Source organism: Nocardia sp. NPDC059229, from assembly GCF_042754165.1.
GTDB lineage: Bacteria > Actinomycetota > Actinomycetes > Mycobacteriales > Mycobacteriaceae > Nocardia.
In genome coordinates, this window is sequence record NZ_JBHZAK010000007.1 from 147,575 (window position 1) to 170,168 (window position 22,594).

Here is a 22,594-nt window from a genome sequence, read left to right on the forward strand (position 1 = left end):
GCGGGCGGATTCGAAGATCTGAAACGTCCGCCGCCCCAATTCCGCATCCGGTGACAGGCCCTCTAGCTGCGAATATTGGTTGCCGACGAGACGAATCCCGCACGATCACGTACTGTGTTGTAGATCACGATGTGTGGTCTGTCACACGGCTCGAGGAGGGTTTCGATGACACGCAGCGAGATTGCGGAACTCCGCTACGCGGTCGGCCAGCTCCGGCAGTGCGTCACCGCACTGCGTTCACACTACGGAGACGCGGGCACCGTCCGCCGGCTGGAGAACGATCTGGAAAGGCTCGTCATCGACACCGATGAGTTCGAACAGGCGCCGCCGCCGGAAGCACCGCAGGCCAAGCAGGAGACGATCTACGTCCCCGACGCCAAGCACGATGAGGCGGCCTGGATGGGCGCGCAGGACGAGGGCCTGGGCTTCCACTCCCGCCCCCGCACCACGTAGCTAATCCTTCGTTTCGAACAGCGGGAGGGCCACCTCGACAATGGCGTCGAGGCTGGGCAATTCGGCGAGCGCGTCGGGTGGGCTCAGCTGCCGCTGCAGGGCGCGCTGATGAGCCGCGCCGACCAGCAGCAGAGCCGGGGTGCGCAGATCCGCGGCCTCGATGCCCCGGGCCGACAGGTAGGCGACCACGGCGTCCACCGCGCGATGCGGGCCCAGGTCGAGATCGCGGCTGCGTTCCCGATAGACCGCCCTCAGCTCGGCATCCGATTGCACCGCCGCCATCACCGGCAGGGCGGAGACGAAGAATTCCTCCAGGGTCGCGAGCAGCGCCCGCAGCGCCGTGCGCAGATCCGCCGCGGGCGCGTCGGCGAGCAGATCCACGAGCGGGCGCAGCTGATGCCGGATCACGGCCTGTAGCAGGCCCATTCGATCGCCGAAGTGGTAGAAGATGCTGGATTCGGCGACGCCGGCCCGGGCCGCGATCTCCTTGGTGGACAGCCGGGCGAGGCCGGATTCCGCGAGCACCTGTTGCGCGTTGGCGATCACGGCCTCGCGCACACCGGTACTGGGCCGCCCTCGGGAACGGGTCCCCACATCGCCTCCTGTCACGTTTCGACTGTCGTTTTCCGGCACGACCCTTGCAGTATGCCGCACCTGGTCGTATTTTCTGAGTAGTGACTCAGTAAATAGGGAACCGGAGGACGCACCGATGTCCCAGCCAGCAACGACAACCCCGAACCCGGCCGCCACCCGCAAACAGGAGAGGCTCAACGCCGTCATGCGCCGGGTGCTGCGCTCACCGCTGCACCGGGTGGTCAGCGGGAAACTGCTCATCGTCACCGTGGTCGGCCGCAAGAGCGGGCGGGTGTACGAACATCCCGTCGCCTATGCCGAACACGACGGCACACTGCTGATCGGCACCGCCGCCACGTGGCGGCACAACCTGCGCCCCGGCGAGCCGGTGCGAATCGGCCTGCGGCGCCGGGAGATCGACGCCGACTGGGAGGTCGTCACCGACGTGGACGCGGCGGCCGAACCGTATCGGATCATCCTCGAGCAGAACCCGACCCACGGGAAATACGCTGGCATCAGCCTGAATTCGGACGGCAGCGTCAACCGCGAGGAGCTGGCGGCGGCCTTCGCCCGGGGCACGGCGGTCGTCCGGCTCCGCCCGCGTGACTAGTCCTCGGTGGCGGTTGACCGGTCCTCAGTGGCGGTGCCGGCCACGGCCGGAGCGCCGGCCGCCGACGCCGCGGAAGCGGGCGCCGCGCGGAGCCTGCGAAACCGGTTCCAGATCGGGGGATTCGAAGATCGCGGCCAGGGCGCTGCCGGGGCCCGCGGGGGTCACGGCCAGGCCGAGACCGCCGTCGCGGCGGGCCAGTTCGTGCAGCATGGTGGTGACCATGCGCAGACCCGCCGCGCCGCCCGGATCACCGAGGGCGATCGCGCCGCCGTGCACGTTCAGGCGCTCCGCGGTGTCGTCCCCGAGGCCCAGGGTGCGGGCCAGCGCCAGCACCTCGACGGCGGAGGTCTCCTCCACCTCCAGCAGCTCCAGGTCGGACAGTTCGAAACCGGCGCGCCACAGCGCCTTTGCGACCGCGGAGGTGGCGGCGGGCACCGGGACGCCGAGGGGAGCGGTGGTGCTGACCCAGTCGAGCAGGTAGCCCATCGGCTCCAGGCTGAGATCCACCAGCCGGTCCTCGGCCACCACCAGGCAGGCCGCGGCGGCCAGGCCGCGGCTGCTGCTGTTCCCGGCGGTGGTCACGCCGTCGGGCCGGAAGGGGGACAGCGCCGCGAAGGCGCGGTGTGAGACATCGTCGCGCAACCCCTCGTCGCGATCGACCAGGCGGACCACCGCGGAATTCGGATCGCCGGGACGCGCGCAGACCACGACGGGCGCGGTCTCCGCGCCGAACACACCCTGGCGATGGGCGCGGGCGGCACGGCGGTGACTGACCGCGGCGAAGTCGTCGGCCGCGGCCCGGCCCAGCTCGTGGTCGCGGGCCAGCTGTTCAGCAAGGTCCGAATCCGCTTGTCCGCGTGCGGGTTCGGCGGACCAGATCGCGATCTGCTGGTCGGTGGTGGGTCCGTCGCCGGCCGCGGGCCCTGGGCGGACGCCGGGCAGCGGCGGGACGCTGGCGGATTGCGCGTCGAATCCCCCTGCGGCGCTGGAGCATTCGGCACCCACCGCCAGTACCACGTCGGCCGCGCCGGTGCGCACCATCATGGCGGCGGTGATCAGGGCGCGCAGTCCGCTGCCGGGACCCTCGCCCAGGGCGAAGTCACCCAGCTCCGGCGACAGTCCGCACTGCGGCAGGGCCGAGCGGATGGCCTCGGCATCGGGGACGGCGGTGACCAGCTGTTCGACCCGTGCGGGATCGATGCCCGAGCGGCCGAGCACCGCCGCGATGACCGTGCCGACCAGCCGGTTCGGCGGCACCGCGGCGAGTGCTCCGCCGGGCAGACCCACGGGCGTGCGCATCGGCATGACGATGGCGGCGCGTCTCATTACCGGCTCCCTTCGAACCCTCAGCAGACCGACAGGCCACCACACCGTTGTTGCTGTCATATGACGGCCGGTAACCGCCGCGGACGAGCCGCCCGACCTGCGCGCGGGCCGGAATCCGAAACACTCTGACAGCCCGGCGAGTTCGCGAGATTGCCGTTTGTTCACCAAGCAAACGAATCGCTGACGGCCACAGGAAATGTGGCGCAAATCACGGGATCACGAAATAGCTGTTGCGAGCTCGAGTGATAGCACCCCTGTCGTAAGGTGCTCACCATCACATTCGATGCCGGAGGTAACGATGACGTTCCACGGGGTAGAGCAGCGAGGCATCCAGCAGTGAGCGCCGCACCAGTCAAGGCTTCTGAATCGAGCACTACCGGGGTTTTCAGTAGGGGACGGGCCGCCATTTCGGCACGCACGCTCCGCACCGACCGGTGGTGGGTGCCGCCGGCCGCGACGGTGCTGGGGCTCGCGGCCTTCGTCATCTACGCGACCGTCAGATCCTTTGTGCGCAGCGCGTATTGGGTGCCGGACTTCCACTATCTGACGCCGTTCTATTCGCCCTGCCTGAGCGCCTCGTGCGTCGAGGGCTCCAGCCATTTCGGCACGCCGGTCGGCCACCTGCCCATGTGGATTCCGCTGGGTTTCCTGGTGCTGCCGTTCCTGCTGCTGTTCCGGCTCACCTGCTACTACTACCGCAAGGCCTACTACCGGTCGGTGTGGATGTCACCGCCGGCCTGCGCGGTGGCCGAGCCGCACGCGAAATACTCGGGGGAGACGCGGCTTCCGCTGATCATCCAGAACGCGCACCGCTACTTCTTCTACGTCGCGATCATCATCTCGGTGATCAACACCTATGACGCGGTGATCTCCTTCCACGCCAAGGGCGGCGGCTTCGGCATCGGCCTGGGGACGCTGATCATCACCGGCAACGCGCTGCTGCTGTGGGCGTACACGCTGTCGTGCCACTCCTGCCGCCACATCGCGGGCGGACGGCTCAAGCACTTCTCGCAGCACCCCGTGCGCTACCGCTTCTGGACCGTGGTGTCGAAGCTGAACACCCGGCACATGCAGCTGGCCTGGACCACGCTGGGCACGCTGGTCCTCACCGATTTCTACGTCATGCTGGTGGCGAGCGGAACCATCTCCGATCCTCGCCTCATCGGCTGACAGTCCTCTATTCCTCTGTCTCCCAGGAGTATTCGGTTCCATGCCTGAAGTCGAGCGGCACAAGTACGACGTCGTCGTGATCGGTGCCGGCGGTGCCGGCCTGCGTGCGGTCATCGAGGCCCGTGAGCACGGGCTGTCCGTGGCGGTGGTCTGCAAGTCCCTGTTCGGCAAGGCGCACACCGTCATGGCCGAGGGCGGCTGCGCGGCCGCCATGGGCAATGCCAACGAGAAGGACAACTGGCAGACCCATTTCAAGGACACCATGCGCGGGGGCAAGTTCCTCAACAACTGGCGCATGGCCGAACTGCACGCCCAGGAGGCCCCCGACCGGGTGTGGGAGCTGGAAACCTATGGGGCGCTGTTCGATCGGACCAAGGACGGCCGGATCAGCCAGCGCAACTTCGGCGGCCACACCTATCCGCGGCTGGCGCACGTCGGCGACCGCACCGGGCTCGAGATCATCCGCACCATGCAGCAGAAGATCGTCTCGCTGCAGCAGGAGGATTACGCACAGACCGGTGACTACGACGCGCGCATCAAGATCTTCGCCGAATGCACCATCACCGAGCTGCTCAAGGACGGCGACCGGATCGCCGGGGCCTTCGGGTACTGGCGGGAGTCCGGGCGCTTCGTTCTGTTCGAGACGCCCGCGGTGGTGATCGCCACCGGTGGTGTCGGCAAGTCGTACAAGGTGACCTCGAACTCCTGGGAGTACACCGGCGACGGGCACGCGCTCGCGCTGCGGGCCGGGGCGTCGCTGATCAATATGGAGTTCCTGCAGTTCCATCCGACCGGCATGGTCTGGCCGCCGTCGGTGAAGGGCATCCTGGTCACCGAGGGTGTGCGCGGTGACGGCGGGGTGCTCGAGAACTCCGACGGCAAGCGGTTCATGTTCGATTACATCCCGCCGGTGTTCAAGGGTCAGTACGCCGAAACCATCGAGGAGGCGGACCAGTGGCTCAAGGACAACGATTCCGCCCGGCGCACACCGGATCTGCTGCCGCGTGACGAGGTCGCGCGGGCCATCAACGAAGAGGTGAAGGCCGGGCGCGGCACCCCGCACGGCGGCGTCTATCTGGATATCTCCTCCCGCCTGCCCGCCGACCAGATCATCAAGCGGCTGCCGTCCATGCACCACCAGTTCAAAGAGCTGGCGGACGTGGACATTACGAAGGAGCCGATGGAGGTCGGGCCGACCTGCCACTACGTGATGGGCGGCATCGAGGTCGATCCGGACACCCAGGCGGCCACGGTGCCCGGCCTGTTCGCGGCCGGCGAATGCGCCGGCGGCCTGCACGGCTCCAACCGACTGGGCGGCAACTCGCTGTCGGACCTGCTGGTCTTCGGCCGGCGCGCCGGACTGGGCGCGGCCACCTATGTCGAGCAGCTGGCCGCACGGCCCGAGATCGCCGACACCGATATCGCCGCGGCCGCGAAATCGGCTGTGACGCCGTTCGATCCGCCCGCCGAGGGCGGCCCGGGCGAGAACCCGTACACGCTGCACATGGACCTGCAGCAGACCATGAACGATCTGGTCGGCATCATCCGCAAGGAACACGAGCTGAAGCAGGCCGTCGAGCATCTCTCCGAGCTGCGCGACCGCTACGACCACGTCACCGTGGAGGGCCACCGGCAGTTCAATCCGGGCTGGCATCTGGCCCTGGACATGCGCAACATGCTGCTCATCAGCGAATGCGTCGCCCAGGCCGCGCTGCTGCGCACCGAGAGCCGCGGCGGCCATACTCGCGACGACCACCCGGGCATGGATCCGGTGTGGCGCAACAAGCTGCTGGTCTGCACCATCGACCCGGACGAGGTCGGGTTCTCGGTGCCGTCGGTGACCGTCACGGCCGAGGCCCAGGTGCCCATGCGCACGGATCTGCTCCGGTTGTTCGACCTGGCGGAGCTCGAAAAGTACTACACCCCCGCCGATCTCGCAGAGTTGCGGGACGACGCCGGAAAGGCGGAATAGCCATGGGTTACGAGGCGAAGTTCAAGGTGTGGCGCGGTGACACCGAGGGCGGCGGCCTGCAGGACTTCACCGTCGAGGTGAACGAGGGCGAGGTGGTGCTCGACATCATCCACCGGTTGCAGGCCACCCAGGCGCCGGATCTGGCGGTGCGCTGGAACTGCAAGGCGGGCAAGTGCGGTTCGTGCTCGGCCGAGGTGAACGGCCGGCCGCGGCTGCTGTGCATGACCCGCATGTCGACGTTCACCCAGGAAGAAGTGGTGACGGTGACGCCCATGCGCACCTTCCCGGTGATTCGCGACCTGGTCACGGATGTGTCGTTCAACTACCAGAAGGCCCGCGAAGTCCCGTCTTTCACGCCGCCGGTGGATCTGAAGCCGGGCGAGTACCGGATGCAGCAGACCGATGTGGAACGGTCGCAGGAATTCCGCAAGTGCATCGAATGCTTCCTGTGCCAGAACACCTGTCACGTGGTCCGTGATCACGAGGACAACAAGCACGCATTCTCCGGTCCGCGATACCTGATGCGTATTGCCGAACTCGAAATGCATCCATTGGATGTGGCCGACCGCCGGGAACTGGCGCAAGAGGATGCCGGCCTGGGCTTCTGCAACATCACCAAGTGCTGCACGGAAGTGTGCCCGGAACATATCAAGATCACCGATAACGCGCTGATCCCGCTCAAGGAACGCGTGGTGGACAGGCAGTACGACCCGATCGTCTGGCTGGGCAACAAGCTCTTCCGGCGCTGACGGCCGAGCTGGTTGTTGATCACGAAACGGCTGCCGTTTGGCAACGGAAGTATGTTTGCGACGGCTAAGCATGGGTATCCAACTATTCGTGGACCGAGGACTCAAGAATGCGCGTCCCCGGTACCGGAAAATGGGTCCCGATGACTGGGTCGAACGGCTGATCGTAGGGATGCTCTTCGCGGTATCGGCGATGGGCGTATACGTACTCACCGGCGCACTGATGCCCGCCGTTGCGATCGGCGTGCTGGTCGCCGCCGTCGCCATGGGTGTGGTCGCAATCCTCTGATACCGAGGGTTCACGGGGCGGGGCCCGTGAACCCTCGTTCAGCGAATCACCGGTCGAAGACCCCGTTTTCGAGGCCCGCGGTGAAGGATCCCCACTCCGCCGCGCCGAACACCAGCGCCGGGCCCTGCGGATTCTTGCTGTCCCGCACGCCCACTCGGCCCGCGGGCAGGAACGCCACTTCGACGCACTCCTTACCGGCCCCGCTGCGGCTGCTCTTGAACCAGCGGGCCCCGGAAAGATCCACACTCATGCCGAATACTCCTTCGCCACCTGCCGGAGCAGGTTTCTGCTGTCCTGAACGTCCAGCGCGCAGCGTTCCAGGCCCGCTTGTGCCCGGCGATAACGCTGAACGTCGCCCTGTCTCTCGAGATACAGATCGCCGGTGAACCCCTCCACGTAGACCACCGGGGGCTCCACCGGTTGCCCCTTGCTGTCGCATCCGAATTCCAGAATCACGAATGGTCCGGTCGAAAGTCCCAGCGGGACACCGGCGGCGAAGGGCAGGATACGCAGCACGACATTGGACCGGGTGCTCAGTTCCGCCAAGTGTCGCACCTGCGCCGCCATCACCCTTGCACCTCCCACCAGGCGGCGCAATACCGATTCGTGCAACACCATGGCGATGGTCGCCGGATGCATGCGGCGGGTGATCATGGCCTGCCGCTGCATACGCAGCTGAACGCGCCGATCCACCTCCACCACAGTCTCTTCCGGGTATCCCAGCCGGTTCAGTGCCCTTGCGTACTCGGCCGTCTGCAGCAGGCCCGGCACCAATTCCGATTGGTAGCAGGACAACTGCTGCGCGGATGCCTCCAGGCCGACGTAGACGTCGAAGTTCTCGGGAATCAGGTCGCCGTAGGAGTGCCACCAGCTCTTGACCGCCGCCTGCTGCGCCAAACCCTTGAGCCCCTCGGCGATTTCGGCGGGGATCCCGTAGATGCGGCACAGCTCCTGGATGTCGATGGTGCGGATGCGGTCCGCGTTGCCCTTCTCGAGCCGCTGCAAGGTGCTCGCGCCCCACTCCATCAGCTTGGCGGCTTCGGCGATGGTCAATCCTGCCTGGATGCGCCAGTCCCGCAGATAGCGACCGAGCTGACGGCGGGGCAGGGTGGATGACGCGGGACCTTCGGACACAACACGCTCCATTCGCGGTCGCGGGCATGGATCGGGGCTCGACGGCGGGCGAGGGCTTCGTCCACTTTGGAGAATCGTCCTCTCCCAAGTGGATTCACTGCTGGGAATTCGCGCAATTTTGCGTTCTCCTTCTCGAAATTCGCCCGCCTGGCGTCTGCTCGTGGTGTGCTGGAGATGTGCCCGGAGCGGTGTAGCTAGGCCCCTTTCCTTTCCTGAACCTCCGGGCACTTCAGGAACCAGCGGGAACGAGGAGTGGTCTGGACATGCAACTGACGTCCCTCAATATGCACATTGCCGGTCTGTCGCGCTGCCGCCGTGATCCGGGTGTGATGACCGTCGAACAAGCGCACGCCGCAATGCAATTGCACCTCGATTGCACGGTGCAGACCTGCAAGGTACGCCGACGAGCACGGGCAACGCTGGTCGAGGAGGGACGGTGCGTGCTCGACGAGCGGGCACTGCCATGACCGGCCCCGATCCCGTACCGACCGGCTACGACCGGTTCGTCCACCGGATGCTGTGGCTGCTGCTCGACGCCCGGACAGCACAGCTCCGCCACCAGAAGGCACAGTTCTACACCAGGATTTCGCGGCCCGGGGTGTTCCGGGGAAGGCCTCCGGCCGCGATGAACGCTGCCGCACAGCGCTTTCGAGCGCCCCGCGCCTAACCTCCGGGCAGCGGTGGCGCAGTCCCCACCGCGTGCTGCAGCGCGGTTCGGCCGCCCGCTCCACAGACGGCAGGCGGCCGAACCGCACCCAAGATTCGGTGTGACGCTTACCCTGGAATCCATCGCACTTGTGCCCGGGGTGGAGGGGAACACCGTTGTCGGCCTTCGAACAGCCGGACGATCCGGCGTGCCGGATCGCGTCACTGTCGGATCTGGACGCGATCCGCGCACTCGAGGTGGTCGAATTCGAGCATCTCGCGTATCCGTATTTCGTACTCCGGCAACTCTTCGAGCTACACGGAGCAAACTGGACGGTTGCTGAGGATGCGGGGGAGCTCTGCGGCTACGTGCTCACCGCCCTCGACGGAGAGCGCACGGCCTGGTTTCTCGGCTTCGCGGTGGCATCCGAATGCCGGGGTCGCGGCCACGGCCGAGCGCTGCTGGAAGCCGCACTGGCCCAATGCCGTCAGGCCCGCGCCGAACAGGTCTTCGTCACGGTGAAACCGGGCAATCGGGTCGCCTACCACCTCTACAAGGAGGTCGGCTTCGTGTGGGCCGACCACGAGGCCACCTACTTCGGCACGGACGAGCCGCGAGATGTGCTGGTGCACAGGATTTATCATTGATCATGCTCGAGAAAAGCGCACCGTCGTCGCCGTTCGTGACGGATATGAGCATGCGCATCGAGCGCCACGCCGACACCTACGCCGACAACGTCACCGAATTCCTGGAGCAGCCGCACGGCCTGCGCCGCCGCGCCACCGAACAGCCGCTGCTGGACCTGTTCACCCGGCACACCGAGGCGGTGGTGGCGACCTACGATCCGCCCGGAATCCGCAGGGCCGGTGACAGTCTCGTCTTCGGCCACCTCTACGCGCCGGTCCTCGAGCACACCGCCATCGCGGCACCGCAGCCGATGGCGGTCAACCAGCTGCTCGCGGCCCTGATCGCCGCGGAGGTGGAGTTCCGTGGGCCACTACGCCTGAGCCGCACCCAGAATCGGCTGCTGGCCGAGGCCTACGAGCGGCTGGGCCGCCCACTGGTGCAGGCCGGACTGCCCGCGCACGCCGCCCTGGCCTACCGCCGGGCCGGGAGTCTCTACCGCATCGACGAGGACACCGATGCCGAGGATCGCTGCGGCCTGGCGCTGGCCCGGGCGCGGCGGCTGGCGCAGCCGGCGGCCTGGCGGCGCGCCGGCGGCCTGGTCCCGGATCTCATCTGCGGCTACGGTTACCGGCCCTTCCGCATGCTGTGGTTCGTGGCGTTCCAGCTGCTGGTCTTCGTGGTGGCCGTCATGCTGCGGTCGGATCAGCCGCCGGCCATCACCGTGTACCAGGTGTTCATGAACTACCTGAATCCGCTGGGCGTCGGGGATACCGACAACCTGCGGGTCGGCGGGCGGGCGGTGTTCGTGACCGAGAGCTATCTGGGCGCGGTCACCATGTCGGTGTTCTTCGCGCTGCTGGTGCGCCGCTGGTTCCGGCTCTGATCCGGTCGCGTCGCCGGTCGGATCCGCCGGTCACCACTGGACGGTGCTGATCTTGGCGCTGCGCAGCGCCGCCAGGGTCGCCACCGCCAGACGGTCGCGCAGATGTCCCACCTGCGCGGTCCACTGCCGGGTGAAGCCCGGATCGGACTCCAGCCGCGTCCACAGTTCGCGCAGCCGGGGCGGGGTGTGGGCGCCCGGCATCCACAGGTGCACCAGCTGTTCGAGCAGCGGCGCCAGCTCGGCGGACGGATCGCGTTCGGGCATGGGACGATCCGCCTCGGACAGTGCCGCGCCCAGGGTGGACAGCAGCCAGTCGTGAACGGCCAGGTCCTCGCAGAAGCGTTGCACCGCACCCAGATCCCGGGCGGTCGGCACCATGATCCGCACCGACCGGGTGTGCTCGTCCTCGAGCCGGAACGCGAACAGGGTGCGCCCGCGCACGGTGCCACCCACCGGCGGCGCGACCCGCGCGGCCCAGCGCAGCCGGGTGGCGCTGGACCGCACCGGCGGCTGCTGATCCAGGCGGGGATCGGTGCGCACGCGGGTGAGCAGCCGGTCGCTGACCGAGCCCAGGTCCAGGGTGGTGGCGCCGGAGCCCTCCAGGAACCCCTCGGTGAGATCGACGGCGGCCGCGGCGTCGTCGGCGATGCGGTGCCACACCTCCAGCGTCCCGACCTGATCGAGGTAGTGCGACCAGGGCCGCCGGTTCTTGTCGGCCGTCCGCACCACCGTGGAACAGGCCGAACTCTGCATCACCCGGCCGCCCACCAGGATCGCGTGCGCCGCCACCGTCCCGATGGCGCGGCTGTCCGATCCGGACACCGTGGCCAGCTTGCAGTCCACCCCGACGGCGGAACCCGGCGAAATCGCCAGGGCCAGCGGTCGTTCCCGCATCAATACTCGCTGCCCCGGCAGCAGTGACAGCAGCGCCGTCGCCTCCCGCGCCGCCAGTCCCCCCGCATTGGGCAGCAGTGCCGTGCGTACCTCCCCCAGCAGCACCAGCGGCTCGTTCACCGGGCGGCCACCTCAGACGTCACCCAGGAAGACATGGTTCAACCGGTGGGTGGCCCGGCGCGGCACCTGCACCGGAATCCGTTCGCCCGCACCGCGTTCGGCGAGCTTCGCCTGCACATCGTCATCGAGTTGCAGATGGTCGAGGATGACCCGCACGGCGTGCTCGATGCCCAGGTAGCTGTAGGGCAGCACCGACAGCGCCCGGTAGGCCGCGAAGGGTTTGGCCTTCGGATTCAGTTTCACCACCGCGGGCATCCGGGACCAGTCGCTGGGCCACGGCTCCTCCCAGGGCACCGGGGCCGCCACCATGGCGCCCTCGTTGCGAATCAGGCCCAGCCGCAGCAACTGCCAGATGGCGGCCAGGAAGGGGCAGGACCAGAGCATGCGCTCCACCTGCTGATCGCCCTCTTCCTCCAGGCGGCGGCTCCACAGCTGCACATCCAGGAAGATGGAGTGATTGCGCGCGCCGAATTCCTCCGGCGGCCGGTAGCGCGAGATGCGCATGGCCTGTCCCGCATCGAATTCCGAGGATCGGCGGCCATTGCAGAGCCAGCCGGACTCGACGGTGGGCGGGCGGCGGCCGGTGCTGTCGCGCTCGGGTTCGGCGACGATGCGGGCGGCCATCATCTCGGCCAGCCGCACCGGCTCGCCGACCGGTTCGCCGTCCTGGAACGACGGCACCTCGGCGCAGCCCGCCTCGCGCGCCAGATAGTCGATGCGCACACCGCATTCCTCCGCGGCAGCCAGCAGCTTCTCCAGCACGTGGCGCGGGTCGGCGGTGCGCCGGGCATCGCGCGGGCGGTTGGCGGTGCGGGTCCAGAAGTAGTCGTCGACCAGGAAGCAGGTGCTGACCCGGGCACCCGCCCCGAATTCCGCTTCGGCAGCGGCGATCTGGGTCTGGACGATGGGCGCCACCTTGCGCAGCTGGGCGTGGATCCGGTCGGCGCCGTCGACCAGCTCGTCCATATAGAAGTGCCCGACCTCGATGGACAGATGCGAGAGCGGCTGGCCGGCCACGCGATTGCGTTCGCCCGCCTCGCTGTAGTCGGTCGCGGAGCTCATCGGCGCACCTCCACCTGTTCCCAGACGGCGTCGTTCATGAGTTTCTCGGTGAGCAGGCGGAATGCGGCCACGGTCTCGGCATTGGCGACGTGGGCGGCCACATCCACATCCAGGATCACCTGTTCCCGGCACTGCAGCATCGGTTCCACCGGGATCTTGCCCAGTATCCCGCTCTCGCCCATGCCGTGCCGGTTGGCCGCGCGGGTCAGGGTGTTGTGTTGTTCCTGCAGCCAGGCGGCCTGGGCCGGGCGGAGGCCGGCGGTCAGGTTGAGTTCGGGCACCGCGGTGCGGACGAAGCGCAGCGAATTCAGCAGCTCGGCCCGGTCGTGTCCCCAGGACTCGCCGACAGCCAGCACGCCGTGCTCGTCGTGCACCAGGCCGCGGGCGGCCGCGATGTGCTGGCGGGTCCAGCGGTGGAAGATGAGCCAGCGGCACACCGCGCGGGACAGCTGCGGGTGCCGGGTCGCGCTGAGCGCGAGGGCCAGGGCGATGGATCGGCCCGCGCTCAGATCGACGAAGGTGACATTGAATTCCTGCTCGCAGGTGGCGAACAGCGCGGCGCAGCGATCGATCATGCGCTCGTCGAGGGTGGTGAACTCGGAGCCGCCGAGATCGCCGGGGAACAGCACCAGGCGGCCGGAGGGATGCCGGGACCGGCTCAGTTCCATCCGGTCGGTCTCGGAGCGCACACTCAGCCGCGCCGGCGTCCCGTTCTCGTCGAGCAGATAGGCGTGCAGGCCGGTCCCGTCCCGGACCCCGTTGTCGATCCGGCTGATCTCGAAAGTGCCACCCGCGGTGGGGGATCCGAAATCGAAGTCCAGATAGGCGACCTTGTACCCCTTCATGCTCAGCCAGTAGGCCATATTGCAGCTGGTGACCGAGCGTCCGGTGCCGCCCTTGTCCGAAGAGGAGAACACGAGCACGGTCACACACTCCTGGTGGCGTCGAACCGGGCGTAGGCGAGCTCGTCCAGTTCCAAGAGGGCCTGCGAGGCGAGACTGACTGCGGTGCCGGGGCGCTCGTCGATGAGCGTGCGGGCCCGTTCCAGGCGTTGCTCGGCCAGGGCCAGAGCGGTGCGGCCGGCCGACACGTCGGTCTCGCTCAGCTCCAGCATCTCCCGGTTGAGCAGGTGTTCGGCCTCGGTCAGCAGCTCCATGGCCCGGGTCACCGAGGTCGGCGCCCGCAGCGGCGGCTCCCGGTACAGGCGCGCGGCGGTCACCATGCACTCGACCACCCGCTCGGTGAGATACCAGGAGGGCAGGTGGTTTTCGGGGCCGCCGAAGATGCGGCTGGGATCGTCCCACAGGCCGGTGGCCGGTCCTTCGCGGAAGGCGCGCAGGTCGAGGTGGTCCATGGTGGCCTGGGCCAGCGTCATCAGCTGATCGCGGGTCTCGATGGTGCCGGAGAGCCGCGCGGCCTGCAGGGTGCGTTTCAGAAGGACGGTGGCGTAATCGGAGACCGTCCACAGCAGCAGCGGGCCGTCCAGCGCCTCACTGCCCAGCAGGCGCAGACTCACGCCCGGCGTGTGCATGGTGCGGGCCGGATCGTCGGCGGTGAAGCGGCGCACGATGCGGCCGCGGCGGGCCAGCTCGTCGAAAATCGTTGCGGCGCGGTCCAGATCGTCGTCATTGGCCTCGCGGTTGAGCAGATCCTGCATGAGCACCGCCGAGACGATGAGACTGAAGTAGTCCGATTCCTCGCCGTCGGAGGTGCGCCACGGAATGTCCTCGAGCGGCCAGCGCCCGGTGCCGAAGCGCGCCACCGCCGCCCAGTAGCGCTGGGCCAGATCCCAGCGCAGCTGCAGGGCCTCGGCCAAGCGGCGCTGCTGGCCGTTGAGCAGATCGAGTTCACGGGTGCGCACCGAGGTGAGGTCGTTGATGCCGTCCAGCGCCACCACGGTGAAGTGCAGGTAGGGCCGGGCGACGGCATGACCGGGCTGATCCGCGATGGGCATGTCCACGAAGTCGATGGGCGCGGCCTTGCGCACAATGGCCCAGCTCCAACCACATTCGAACAGCATGTCGCCGCTGTCCAGGTCGACGCCCTCCACCTGGCTGAGGGTGGTGTCGTTGCGCAGCCGGATCCGCACCCGGTCCAGGCGCTGCTGCACGGCGTGCACCACCGCATCGGGGGAACCGCCGGTCTGGTTGAGCATCGACAGCATGGCCTGCCCGGCGGCGGATTTGGGCGAGACCGTATTCACGACGAAGCTGCGGATCAGGCCCACCATGGCGGCGGTGAGCCGGACATTGATGAGCGCGTCGAGCGCCTCGATGCGCGGGCCCAGGTCCACGGCGAGCTTGATCCGCCGGCCCACGGCCAGTTCGGCAACCGGGCCGCTGAATCCGCGCAGGAACTTCAGCGCGGCCAGGCACAGGGTCAGCGACATGGAGTAGGAGTCGACGACCTCGAGCGTGCGCTGCGCCGGGGTCGGCTCGGCGCCGTCGGAGGAGGCCAGGTAGCTGCCCGCGGCGAAATTCGGCAGGGCGGCGTCGGAGTCGGGGTCGCGGTCGGTGTGGCGGTCGATGTACTGCTCGAGCAGCCAGACCACGCGCTCGCCGATGCGCAGGCCATTGTCGCCGAGGGGGGAGAGCACCTCGCGGATGTCGTCGGCGATCTCGTCGGGATGCTCCAGCCCGAAGCCATCGATCTCGGTCGCCGGGTACAGCAGACACAGCAGCTGTTCGGCGTCGCTGATGGAGTTGGAGCCGTTGCGGCCGCCCCACACCCACTTGCCATCCTGATAACACGCGGTCAGCAGCGACCGCCAGACTCCGAGGATCTGTTCCCGTGGCTTGATTCTCATCGACGCCGTCCCCTGCCCTGTCGTGGCCAGCCTCGCCGTCATAGCTATGAACGAGCGCGGCACAAACTATCATGCGCCGTCGCCCGGCACCGGGTGGGACGCCGTCTCGAAATCGCATCGCGCACAGGGCAATATCGGGCAGATCGGGCGTGGGAGGGCGCGGCCGCCGGGAGCGGGCCGGTAGCGTCGCTGACCATGGATCGGACGGTTCGCCGCGGTTCGGCCCGGCGCAGGCAGGCGGCGGTGGGCTATGCGCTGCTGCTGCCGAGCCTGATCGGGGTCGGATGTTTCCTGCTGATGCCGATCGCGGTGGTGTTGTGGCTGAGTGTGCACAGCTGGAATCTGCTGGGGCCCATCGAATTCACCGGGGCGAGCAACTGGCGGTCGGTGCTGGCGGATCGGCGGTTCGGGCATTCGCTGCTGGTAACGCTGGCGTTGACGGCGCTGGTGGTGCCGGTGCAGACGGCGCTGGGGTTCGCGGTGGCGGCCGGGCTGGCGCGGCGCGGGCGGGGCGGGACCGTGCTGCGGATGGTGTACGCGCTGCCGTGGATGTGTGCGCCGGTGGCGGTGGGGGTGGTGTGGCAGTGGATCTTCGCACCCACGGGCGGGGCGTTGAACGCTCTGCTGGGGCGGCGGGTGGAGTGGCTGAGCTCGCCGACGCTGGCGCTACCGGCGGTAGCCGCGGTGATCGTGTGGATGAATGTCGGTTATGTGGCCTTGTTCTTCGTGGCCGGGATCAGGGCCATACCCGGGGAGATCCTGGACGCGGGCGCGCTGGACGGGGCCACTGGCTGGCGGCGCATTCGCTGGCTGATACTGCCGCTGCTGCGCCCGACCATGTTCTTCGTTCTGGTCACCGGGGTGCTGAGCGTCTTCCAGACCTTCGACGCGGTGTACGCGCTCACCCGGGGCGGGCCCGACCACCGCACCGATGTGGTTGCCATGCGGATGTATTCGGAGGCCTTCCAGGCCGCGCATCCGGGGCGGGCCGCGGTCATGGCGGTGGTGGTGTTCGCGGTCATGTTCGTGATCACGGTGGTGCAGCACCGATACTTCCGGGATCGGACCAGCTATGACTACTGAAGGCAGGAGTACTGAACGGCGGGCGGCGGCCCGGGCCGTGGCGGCGTACGCGGTGCTGATCCTCGGGGCGCTGCTGACGGTGGCCCCGCTGGTGCTCAGCGCCCTGACCGCGGTCAAGACGCCGAAGCAGTTCGCGAGCGAATCCGCCCTGGCCACACCGCATCCCGCGACGCTGGACAACTTCCGCGCGGTGCTGGACCAGGGGCTGGGGCGGGCGGTCGCGGTCACCGCCCTGATGACGGTCTGCATCACCTGCGGGCAGCTGGTCACCTCGACCATGGCGGCATACGCCTTCGCGCGCACCAGTTTTCCCGGTCGTGACGTGCTGTTCTGGGTGTATCTCGGGACCATGATGGTGCCCAGCGCGGTCACCCTGGTGCCGCTGTACCTGATGTTCGCGAAGCTGGGCTGGCTCAACAGCTTCTGGGCGCTGGTGCTGCCGTTCCTGTTCGGCTCGCCGTACGCGATCTTCCTGCTGCGCCAGTACTTCCGGGCCATTCCGGGGGAGATCATCGACGCTGCGCGGATGGACGGGGCCTCGACCCTCGACATCCTGGTGAGCGTCGTGGTGCCGATGAGCAGGCCGATCCTGGCCACGCTCGCCGTCATCACCGTGGTCTCGCAGTGGAACAGCTTCATGTGGCCGCTGGTCGCCGCGTCGGGCCCGAAATGGCAGGTGCTGACCGTGGCCACGGCGAGTATTCAGACCCAGTACAACGCGCAGTGGACGCTGATCATGGCCGCCACCACGCTGGCGATCGCTCCACTGGTGCTGTTGTTCGTGGTGTTCCAGCGGCAGGTCCTGGCCTCCATCGCGGTGACGGGGATCAAATGACAGGGATCCGGATCAAAGATTCGACCCGGGCCGTGCTCGGGCTGGTCGTGGTCGCCCTGCTGCTGGTGGCGGCGGCCCTGTGGCTGGGCCGCGACACGGCGAGCGGCGGGCGCACGGTGGTGCGGCTGCGGATCTGGGATCAGAGTTTCGTCTCCGCGTATCGGGCCTCGCTGGACGAGTTCCAGCGCGCCAATCCCGATGTCGAGGTGCGAATCACCCTGGTGCCGTGGGCTTCCTACGCGCAGAAGCTACGGCTGGATGTGGCGGGCGCGATCGCCGACGACCTGTTCTGGACCAACCTCTACGAGGACTACGCCGACAGCGGGCACCTGATGGATATCGGTGCGGCGCTGGGACCGCAGGCGGCCCGAGCCTGGGACCCGCAGGCCGTCATCCAGTACACGCGCGCCGGAAAGCTGTGGGCGGTACCGCAATTCGTGGACGGCGGGACCGCCGTGTACGTCAACCGGGACCTGCTGGCACAGGCCGGGGTCGACCCGGACGAGGTCACGGCGGCGCGGTGGAGCCCCGACCCGGCGCTGGATACCTTCCGGCCGCTGCTGCGGCGGTTGGCCCCGGCATCGGAGTGGCCGTACAACGCCGCCAACGACTTTCAATCCATCAACCTGCCGTATCTAGGCTCGGCCGGTGGGCAGCTCCAGCGCGACGGCCGGTTCGCCTTCGATTCCCCGCAGGGACGGGACGCCTTCGGCTACACGGTGGGGCTGGTCGCCGACCGGCTGTCCCCGTCGGCCGCGGACACCAATGCCAGAGGCGACGTCGCCAGCGGCGACTTCGCCAAGAACGCCTTCCTGCAGGGCCGCATGGCGCTGTTCCAGTCGGGCACCTTCAATCTGGCCACGATTGCCCAGAATGCCGGATTCCACTGGGGATTGGCCATGATTCCCGCGGGCCCGGCCGGGCGGGTGAGCGCCAACAATGCCATCGGCCTCGCGGGCAACGCCGCCACCCCGCACCCCGCGGCGGTGCGGCGGGTGCTGGCCTGGCTGGGCAGTGCGGCGGGCAACCGCTACCTCGGCATCGACGGGGCGACGATTCCGGCCGTGGTATCCGGACAACAGGTATACCGGGACTACTGGGCCCGGCACGGAGTGGACGTGTCACCGTTCTTCGATGTGTTGCGCGACAAGCAGATCGCGGCGGGCGGGGGCCCGCGATTCCCGGCCGCCCTGGAGGCGATGACGCCGATCTTCGACGAGATGTACCTGGGCCGCATTCCCGTCCCGGACGCGCTGGCCCGGGCGCAGCGGGAGGCCGGCGCGGCGGCCGCCCAGCAGTGATCGGCGCTCAGATGCGACTGTGATCGGTGTAGGGCGTGCGCGGGCCGAACTTGGGTTTGCGCGCGAACCCGGCCAGGCCGAGCAGCCGCACGGCGCGATATCGGTGCGGGCGCAGGGGTTCCAGGTATTCGACCATCTCGTCGTCGTCGATCGGCCGATCGAGCAGCGTCCACCCGACGGTGGCCGCGAGATGAAAATCGCCCACCGAGAGGGCATCCGGATCACCGAAGGCGCGCTGGGCGATCTCGGCGGCCGTCCATACCCCGATCCCGGGCACGGTGCGCAGCCGCTGCGCGGCGTCGGCGTGGCTCAGCCCGGCCGCCTGCTCCAGCTTCGGTGCGATACGCGCAGCCAGCACAATGGTTTTCGAACGCTGCGGGCCGACATTGGCGCGATGGTAGACCCAGGACGGGATGTGCCGCCAGGTCTCGGCGTCGGGCATGATCCGCAGGCCCTGCGGGGCCGGACCGGGGGCGGGAGTTCCATAGCGCCACACCAGTTTCCGCCAGGAATCGTGGGCGGTCCTGGTGTGTACCTTCTGCTCCAGCACCGCCGGGACCAGCGCCTCCCACACCAGGCCGGTGCGCAGCATGCGCAGACCCGGGTTGCGGCGGTGCGCCTCGGCGACCTTGGGAGGCTCGGGGGCGAAATCGCTGAGGTCCTCGTCCAGGCAGAGCATGGCGGGGAGCCCCGCCAGGAACTCCTCCGCGCCCGGACCCCACGCGCGGGCGTCGACCGTGTGCCGATCGAGTTGCCGCAGCCGGTAGGTGACCTCCCCCGAGGGCAGCCGGGAGGCGTGCCAGTGCGAGCCGTCGGGGGTTTCGCGATGACAGGGATCGCCGAAGCCGCGGCGCAGCGGGGAGATGGTGGCGGCCAGATCCAGCGGCCGATCCGAACGGAGGGTGCGGGCGCGCTCGACCGTCATCCGATCGATTCCGGGCGGCGCTGAAGTCACCGCGCCATTCTATTGTTAACGCGAAGATTGACGGCGGCGATGTTCATTCCGATTGTCTTGGTTGCTCAGCAAACAGATGGCATCCGACACTGGAGGTACTCGGCGTGATCACCAACCTGATCAATTTCCTGCTCGGCGTGTGGGGAAATATTCTCGCCGGTAGTAGTGGTTACCAGATTGCGCCCGGCACGCTGCCGTTCGGCAGCTGACGATGAGGGAAGGGGCACCCGCCACGGCGGGTGCCCCTTCGTTTGTGCCGATCAGAGCCGGAACGTGCCGATCATGGCCGCTCCGTACCGATTACGGCCGGTCCAGCAGGAACTGGGCCAGGTGACGGGACGGGCGGCCGGCCAGCTGTGCGGCCTGGGTCCGGCAGGAGAAACCGTCGGCTATCAAGATCGAATTCGGGGCCGCCGCCCGCAGCGCCGGGAGCAGGCCGTTCTCGGCGACCGCGACCGATACGTCGTAGTGGCCGCGCTGCATTCCGAAATTTCCAGCAAGTCCACAGCAACCAGCGATCTCGATCACTTTCGCACCGGTGCCGCGCAGTATTCGGCGATCGGCCGCGAACCCCAGCACGGCATGCTGATGGCAGTGCGGCTGCACCAGTACGGTGTGGCCACTGCGGTCCGGCGGCCGCCAGCCGGGCTCGCCCTCCAGGAATTCCGACAGGGTGCGCACCGCGCCCGCCACGGCCGCCGCCCGCGGATCCTCCGGCAGCAGGCGCGGGAGATCGTCGCGCAGCGTGGCCGTGCACGACGGTTCCAGCCCGACCACCACCCCGCCCGCGCCGACATGCGCGGCCAGGGCATCGACGGTGGCGCGCAGCCGCTTCCGCGCGCCGTCCAGCTGGCCGGTGCTGATCCAGGTGAGACCGCAGCAGACCCGGGAGTCGGGAATGCGCACGCGATAACCCAGTGACTCGATCAATTCCACGGCGGCACCGGCGATCTCGGGATCGAAGGCGTCGGTGAAGGTGTCGATCCACAGCATCACCCCGGGTGCGGAGTCGCCGGTGCGCACCGGCTGCCGCCAGGAACGCCGAAAGCTCCTGTGCGCCACCGTGGGTACCTCGCGACGCGGGTCCATTCCGGACAGCCGCAGGCCGAGGCGGCGCAGCGGTCCCGCCGCACCGAGCGCATTCACCAGCCGGGGGAGCCGCGTCGCCGGTCCGAGCCAGCGCGGCAGGCGTCCCAGGGTGTAGTGGTCGATCGGGCGCGGCCTGCGCCGATAGCGGCGGTACAGGGTCTCCGACTTGTAGGTCGCCACGTCGACGCCGGCGGGGCAGTCGGAATGGCATGCCTTGCAGGACAGGCAGAGATCCAGCGACTCGGCGACGGCGTCCGACCGCCAATCCAGCGCGCCCCGGACCACCTCCTGCAGCACCCGGGCCCGGCCGCGCGTGCTGTCCTTCTCGTCGGCGGTGGCCAGATACGACGGGCACATGAACCCGCCCGCGGCGTGGGTGTCGGCCCGGCACTTGCCGACTCCGACGCAGCGATGCACGGCCGTGGCCAGATCGCCGTCGGCGGGAAAAGCGAAACCACCGGTCGTGGGCAGCGGGCGCAGCCCGGCCAGCCGCAGGTCGGCATCGATCGGTCGGGGATGCACGAGCACACCGGGATTCAGCACGGCGTCGGGGTCGAACAGCGCCTTGAAGCCCGCGAAGGCGTCGAGGGCCTCCCGGGAGTACATGAACCGCAACAGATCCGAGCGCGCCCGGCCGTCGCCGTGCTCACCCGAGAGCGAGCCGCCGAACCGCACCACCTGCCGGGCGGCGTCCTCGAGGAAGCTCCGGAAGCGTTGCGGCGCATCGGCTATCGGCAGATCCAGGCGCACATGGATGCAGCCGTCACCGAAATGGCCGTAGAGCAGGCCGTCCAGGCCGTGGTCCCGGAGGAGCGCCTCGAACTCGCGCAGGTAGTCGCCGAGGCGGCCGGGCGGCACGGCGGCGTCCTCCCAGCCCGGCCAGGCCGGGCGGCCGTCCGGGGTGCGGCCGGCCAGACCGGCGCCGTCGGCACGGATGCCCCACAGCGCCTGCGCCTCGGCCGGGTCGGTGACCACGCGGGAATCCAGCGCGTGCGCGCTCCTGCGCAGCAGCTCCGCCTTGTCCCGTGCCTGTTCCCTTGTCTCACCGTCGATTTCGATCAACAGCCAGCCGCCGCCGCGCGGCAGATCGGGCACCCCGCCGCGATGGGCACGCACCACGTCGACCAGGCGCGCGTCCATGCCCTCCACGGCAATGGGCCGCACCGCCATGATCGCGGCGATATCGTCCGCGGCCGCCGGCATATCCGGGTAGCCGAGCGCCACCAGCACGGTCGCCGCGGGCACCGGAACCAGCCCGACGGTGGCGTCCAGCAGCAGCCCGCAGGTGCCCTCGGTGCCGACGAAGGCCCTGGCCACCGACGAACCGCGTTCCGGCAGTAGATGTTCCAGCGCGTATCCGGACGCCTGCCGCTCGAACCGGCCCAGCTCGGTGCGGATGAGCGCCAGGTGGGTGCGGGTGAATTCGGGCAGGCCCGCGAGCACGGACAGGTCCGTGCCCAGGGTGCGCTCGATGCCCATCCCGTCGAGAATCCGCAACTCGCGCACCGTATCCGAGGTGCGGCCCCAGGCCACCGCGCGCGGACCGCAGGCATTGTTGCCGATCATCCCGCCCAGCGTGCACCGGTTCTGGGTGGACGGGTCCGGGCCGAAGCGCAGCCCGTGCGCGCCCGCGCGCCGTTGCAGCGCGGCCAGCACCACCCCGGGCTGCACCCGTGCGGTGCGGCGCTCGGGATCGAGGTCGAGGACGGCGTTCATATGGCGGCTGAAGTCCAGCACCAGACCCGGCCCGATGGCATTGCCCGCCACCGAGGTGCCCGCCCCGCGCGCGGTCACGGTCAGCCCCTCCGCGCGCGCCACATCCAGGGTCGCCCGCACATCGGCCGCATCGCGCGGGAAGACCACGCCGCGCGGGAGGATCCGGTAGTTCGAGGCGTCCGAGGAGTACTCGGCCCGCCGCCGGGGGCCGGTGTCGACCTCACCGGTGATCACCGCGCGCAACGCTCGCTCCCACGCCTCGCTCACGCCCCAACCCTATGCGCGCCATCGCGAGGCTTCGCCG

At 68.8% G+C, this 22,594-nt stretch carries 23 protein-coding genes; 13 read left to right on the forward strand and 10 right to left on the reverse strand.

All coding sequences use genetic code 11. The features are described 5' to 3' along the window. Positions 1 to 165: 165 nt before the first annotated feature. Positions 166 to 453 carry a hypothetical protein gene (locus ACFXHE_RS18170; protein ID WP_379384398.1) on the forward strand — a complete coding sequence of 96 codons (288 nt, stop codon included), beginning with the start codon at positions 166 to 168 and terminating at the stop codon, positions 451 to 453. Here the strand turns inward: ACFXHE_RS18170 and ACFXHE_RS18175 are convergent, their stop codons facing one another. Further along, positions 454 to 1,047 carry a TetR/AcrR family transcriptional regulator gene (locus tag ACFXHE_RS18175; RefSeq protein ID WP_379384400.1) on the reverse strand — a complete coding sequence of 198 codons (594 nt, stop codon included), beginning with the start codon at positions 1,045 to 1,047 and terminating at the stop codon, positions 454 to 456. Between the two features lie 115 nt (positions 1,048 to 1,162). Between ACFXHE_RS18175 and ACFXHE_RS18180 the strand changes: the two genes are divergently transcribed. After that, positions 1,163 to 1,636: a nitroreductase/quinone reductase family protein gene (locus tag ACFXHE_RS18180; RefSeq protein ID WP_379384402.1), complete on the forward strand. Its 474-nt coding sequence runs from the start codon at positions 1,163 to 1,165 to the stop codon at positions 1,634 to 1,636. A 24-nt stretch (positions 1,637 to 1,660) separates the two neighbouring features. Here the strand turns inward: ACFXHE_RS18180 and ACFXHE_RS18185 are convergent, their stop codons facing one another. Further along, on the reverse strand, positions 1,661 to 2,962 hold the full coding sequence (locus ACFXHE_RS18185) for an acetyl-CoA acetyltransferase (protein WP_379384404.1): 1,302 nt from the start codon (positions 2,960 to 2,962) through the stop codon (positions 1,661 to 1,663). Between the two features lie 336 nt (positions 2,963 to 3,298). On the opposite strand from ACFXHE_RS18185, the gene ACFXHE_RS18190 reads away from it, so the two are divergent. The 4 genes from ACFXHE_RS18190 to ACFXHE_RS18205 all read left to right on the forward strand — a co-directional run bounded on the left by ACFXHE_RS18190 (position 3,299) and on the right by ACFXHE_RS18205 (position 7,139). Next, entirely contained in the window at positions 3,299 to 4,132 is an 834-nt protein-coding gene (locus ACFXHE_RS18190; RefSeq protein WP_379384406.1) for a hypothetical protein, read from the forward strand. Positions 4,133 to 4,172: 40 nt separating this feature from the next. Then, positions 4,173 to 6,104: a fumarate reductase/succinate dehydrogenase flavoprotein subunit gene (locus ACFXHE_RS18195; protein ID WP_379384408.1), complete on the forward strand. Its 1,932-nt coding sequence runs from the start codon at positions 4,173 to 4,175 to the stop codon at positions 6,102 to 6,104. A 2-nt stretch (positions 6,105 to 6,106) separates the two neighbouring features. Next, a complete protein-coding gene (locus ACFXHE_RS18200) occupies positions 6,107 to 6,853 on the forward strand; it encodes a succinate dehydrogenase/fumarate reductase iron-sulfur subunit (RefSeq protein WP_379384410.1) in 747 nt (248 codons plus the stop codon). Between the two features lie 130 nt (positions 6,854 to 6,983). Next, on the forward strand, positions 6,984 to 7,139 hold the full coding sequence (locus ACFXHE_RS18205) for a hypothetical protein (protein ID WP_354840902.1): 156 nt from the start codon (positions 6,984 to 6,986) through the stop codon (positions 7,137 to 7,139). Positions 7,140 to 7,185: 46 nt separating this feature from the next. Here the strand turns inward: ACFXHE_RS18205 and ACFXHE_RS18210 are convergent, their stop codons facing one another. Next, entirely contained in the window at positions 7,186 to 7,389 is a 204-nt protein-coding gene (locus tag ACFXHE_RS18210; RefSeq protein WP_354840899.1) for a DUF397 domain-containing protein, read from the reverse strand. Beyond that, positions 7,386 to 8,273 carry a helix-turn-helix domain-containing protein gene (locus ACFXHE_RS18215; protein ID WP_379384412.1) on the reverse strand — a complete coding sequence of 296 codons (888 nt, stop codon included), beginning with the start codon at positions 8,271 to 8,273 and terminating at the stop codon, positions 7,386 to 7,388. Before ACFXHE_RS18215 ends, ACFXHE_RS18210 begins: the two co-directional genes overlap by 4 nt. A 263-nt stretch (positions 8,274 to 8,536) precedes the next feature. Between ACFXHE_RS18215 and ACFXHE_RS18220 the strand changes: the two genes are divergently transcribed. The 4 genes from ACFXHE_RS18220 to ACFXHE_RS18235 all read left to right on the forward strand — a co-directional run bounded on the left by ACFXHE_RS18220 (position 8,537) and on the right by ACFXHE_RS18235 (position 10,429). After that, on the forward strand, positions 8,537 to 8,740 hold the full coding sequence (locus ACFXHE_RS18220; protein ID WP_040862491.1) for a hypothetical protein: 204 nt from the start codon (positions 8,537 to 8,539) through the stop codon (positions 8,738 to 8,740). Then, complete coding sequence (locus ACFXHE_RS18225) at positions 8,710 to 8,940, forward strand: hypothetical protein (RefSeq protein WP_379384414.1); 231 nt, start codon at positions 8,710 to 8,712, stop codon at positions 8,938 to 8,940. The genes ACFXHE_RS18220 and ACFXHE_RS18225 overlap by 31 nt, the downstream gene beginning before the upstream one ends. A 155-nt stretch (positions 8,941 to 9,095) precedes the next feature. Next, positions 9,096 to 9,566 (forward strand): GNAT family N-acetyltransferase, encoded by a 471-nt coding sequence (locus ACFXHE_RS18230; protein WP_379384416.1) that lies wholly within the window; start codon positions 9,096 to 9,098, stop codon positions 9,564 to 9,566. A gap of 2 nt (positions 9,567 to 9,568) precedes the next feature. Further along, complete coding sequence (locus ACFXHE_RS18235; protein ID WP_379384418.1) at positions 9,569 to 10,429, forward strand: hypothetical protein; 861 nt, start codon at positions 9,569 to 9,571, stop codon at positions 10,427 to 10,429. A gap of 30 nt (positions 10,430 to 10,459) precedes the next feature. Here the strand turns inward: ACFXHE_RS18235 and ACFXHE_RS18240 are convergent, their stop codons facing one another. Genes ACFXHE_RS18240 through ACFXHE_RS18255 form a run of 4 tightly spaced genes read right to left on the reverse strand, consistent with a single transcriptional unit; the run spans position 10,460 to position 15,311 of the window. Beyond that, positions 10,460 to 11,443, reverse strand: coding sequence for an SCO2521 family protein (locus ACFXHE_RS18240; protein ID WP_379384420.1), 984 nt, complete (start codon positions 11,441 to 11,443; stop codon positions 10,460 to 10,462). A gap of 12 nt (positions 11,444 to 11,455) precedes the next feature. Next, positions 11,456 to 12,505 (reverse strand): SCO2522 family protein, encoded by a 1,050-nt coding sequence (locus ACFXHE_RS18245; protein ID WP_379384422.1) that lies wholly within the window; start codon positions 12,503 to 12,505, stop codon positions 11,456 to 11,458. After that, the gene (locus ACFXHE_RS18250; RefSeq protein ID WP_379384424.1) at positions 12,502 to 13,434 is read right to left on the reverse strand and encodes an SCO2523 family variant P-loop protein; all 933 of its coding nucleotides are present in this window, start codon (positions 13,432 to 13,434) and stop codon (positions 12,502 to 12,504) included. Before ACFXHE_RS18250 ends, ACFXHE_RS18245 begins: the two co-directional genes overlap by 4 nt. Continuing rightward, the gene (locus ACFXHE_RS18255) at positions 13,431 to 15,311 is read right to left on the reverse strand and encodes an SCO2524 family protein (RefSeq protein WP_379384426.1); all 1,881 of its coding nucleotides are present in this window, start codon (positions 15,309 to 15,311) and stop codon (positions 13,431 to 13,433) included. Before ACFXHE_RS18255 ends, ACFXHE_RS18250 begins: the two co-directional genes overlap by 4 nt. A gap of 195 nt (positions 15,312 to 15,506) precedes the next feature. Between ACFXHE_RS18255 and ACFXHE_RS18260 the strand changes: the two genes are divergently transcribed. Genes ACFXHE_RS18260 through ACFXHE_RS18270 form a run of 3 tightly spaced genes read left to right on the forward strand, consistent with a single transcriptional unit; the run spans position 15,507 to position 18,530 of the window. Further along, positions 15,507 to 16,394 (forward strand): carbohydrate ABC transporter permease, encoded by an 888-nt coding sequence (locus tag ACFXHE_RS18260; protein WP_379384428.1) that lies wholly within the window; start codon positions 15,507 to 15,509, stop codon positions 16,392 to 16,394. Continuing rightward, positions 16,384 to 17,229, forward strand: a complete 846-nt coding sequence (locus tag ACFXHE_RS18265; RefSeq protein WP_379384430.1) for a carbohydrate ABC transporter permease — start codon at positions 16,384 to 16,386, stop codon at positions 17,227 to 17,229. Before ACFXHE_RS18260 ends, ACFXHE_RS18265 begins: the two co-directional genes overlap by 11 nt. Positions 17,230 to 17,240: 11 nt before the next feature. Beyond that, positions 17,241 to 18,530, forward strand: coding sequence for an extracellular solute-binding protein (locus ACFXHE_RS18270; RefSeq protein ID WP_379384757.1), 1,290 nt, complete (start codon positions 17,241 to 17,243; stop codon positions 18,528 to 18,530). A gap of 7 nt (positions 18,531 to 18,537) precedes the next feature. Here ACFXHE_RS18270 and ACFXHE_RS18275 read toward each other — a convergent pair whose 3' ends face one another. Both ACFXHE_RS18275 and ACFXHE_RS18280 read right to left on the reverse strand, forming a co-directional pair. Beyond that, complete coding sequence (locus ACFXHE_RS18275; RefSeq protein WP_379384759.1) at positions 18,538 to 19,455, reverse strand: DNA-3-methyladenine glycosylase family protein; 918 nt, start codon at positions 19,453 to 19,455, stop codon at positions 18,538 to 18,540. A 330-nt stretch (positions 19,456 to 19,785) separates the two neighbouring features. Beyond that, positions 19,786 to 22,557, reverse strand: a complete 2,772-nt coding sequence (locus ACFXHE_RS18280; RefSeq protein ID WP_379384432.1) for an FAD-binding and (Fe-S)-binding domain-containing protein — start codon at positions 22,555 to 22,557, stop codon at positions 19,786 to 19,788. Between the last annotated feature and the right edge of the window lie 37 nt (positions 22,558 to 22,594).

Excerpts from the sequence above, each read along its gene's own strand:
- ACFXHE_RS18170 (WP_379384398.1), top strand. The coding sequence starts at position 166 with ATGACACGCAGCGAGATTGCGGAACTCCGCTACGCGGTCGGCCAGCTC.
- ACFXHE_RS18180 (WP_379384402.1), top strand. The coding sequence starts at position 1,163 with ATGTCCCAGCCAGCAACGACAACCCCGAACCCGGCCGCCACCCGCAAA.
- ACFXHE_RS18185 (WP_379384404.1), bottom strand. The coding sequence starts at position 2,962 with ATGAGACGCGCCGCCATCGTCATGCCGATGCGCACGCCCGTGGGTCTG.
- ACFXHE_RS18195 (WP_379384408.1), top strand. The coding sequence starts at position 4,173 with ATGCCTGAAGTCGAGCGGCACAAGTACGACGTCGTCGTGATCGGTGCC.
- ACFXHE_RS18200 (WP_379384410.1), top strand. The coding sequence starts at position 6,107 with ATGGGTTACGAGGCGAAGTTCAAGGTGTGGCGCGGTGACACCGAGGGC.
- ACFXHE_RS18205 (WP_354840902.1), top strand. The coding sequence starts at position 6,984 with ATGGGTCCCGATGACTGGGTCGAACGGCTGATCGTAGGGATGCTCTTC.
- ACFXHE_RS18210 (WP_354840899.1), bottom strand. The coding sequence starts at position 7,389 with ATGAGTGTGGATCTTTCCGGGGCCCGCTGGTTCAAGAGCAGCCGCAGC.
- ACFXHE_RS18220 (WP_040862491.1), top strand. The coding sequence starts at position 8,537 with ATGCAACTGACGTCCCTCAATATGCACATTGCCGGTCTGTCGCGCTGC.
- ACFXHE_RS18235 (WP_379384418.1), top strand. The coding sequence starts at position 9,569 with ATGCTCGAGAAAAGCGCACCGTCGTCGCCGTTCGTGACGGATATGAGC.
- ACFXHE_RS18245 (WP_379384422.1), bottom strand. The coding sequence starts at position 12,505 with ATGAGCTCCGCGACCGACTACAGCGAGGCGGGCGAACGCAATCGCGTG.
- ACFXHE_RS18255 (WP_379384426.1), bottom strand. The coding sequence starts at position 15,311 with ATGAGAATCAAGCCACGGGAACAGATCCTCGGAGTCTGGCGGTCGCTG.
- ACFXHE_RS18260 (WP_379384428.1), top strand. The coding sequence starts at position 15,507 with ATGGATCGGACGGTTCGCCGCGGTTCGGCCCGGCGCAGGCAGGCGGCG.
- ACFXHE_RS18265 (WP_379384430.1), top strand. The coding sequence starts at position 16,384 with ATGACTACTGAAGGCAGGAGTACTGAACGGCGGGCGGCGGCCCGGGCC.
- ACFXHE_RS18275 (WP_379384759.1), bottom strand. The coding sequence starts at position 19,455 with ATGACGGTCGAGCGCGCCCGCACCCTCCGTTCGGATCGGCCGCTGGAT.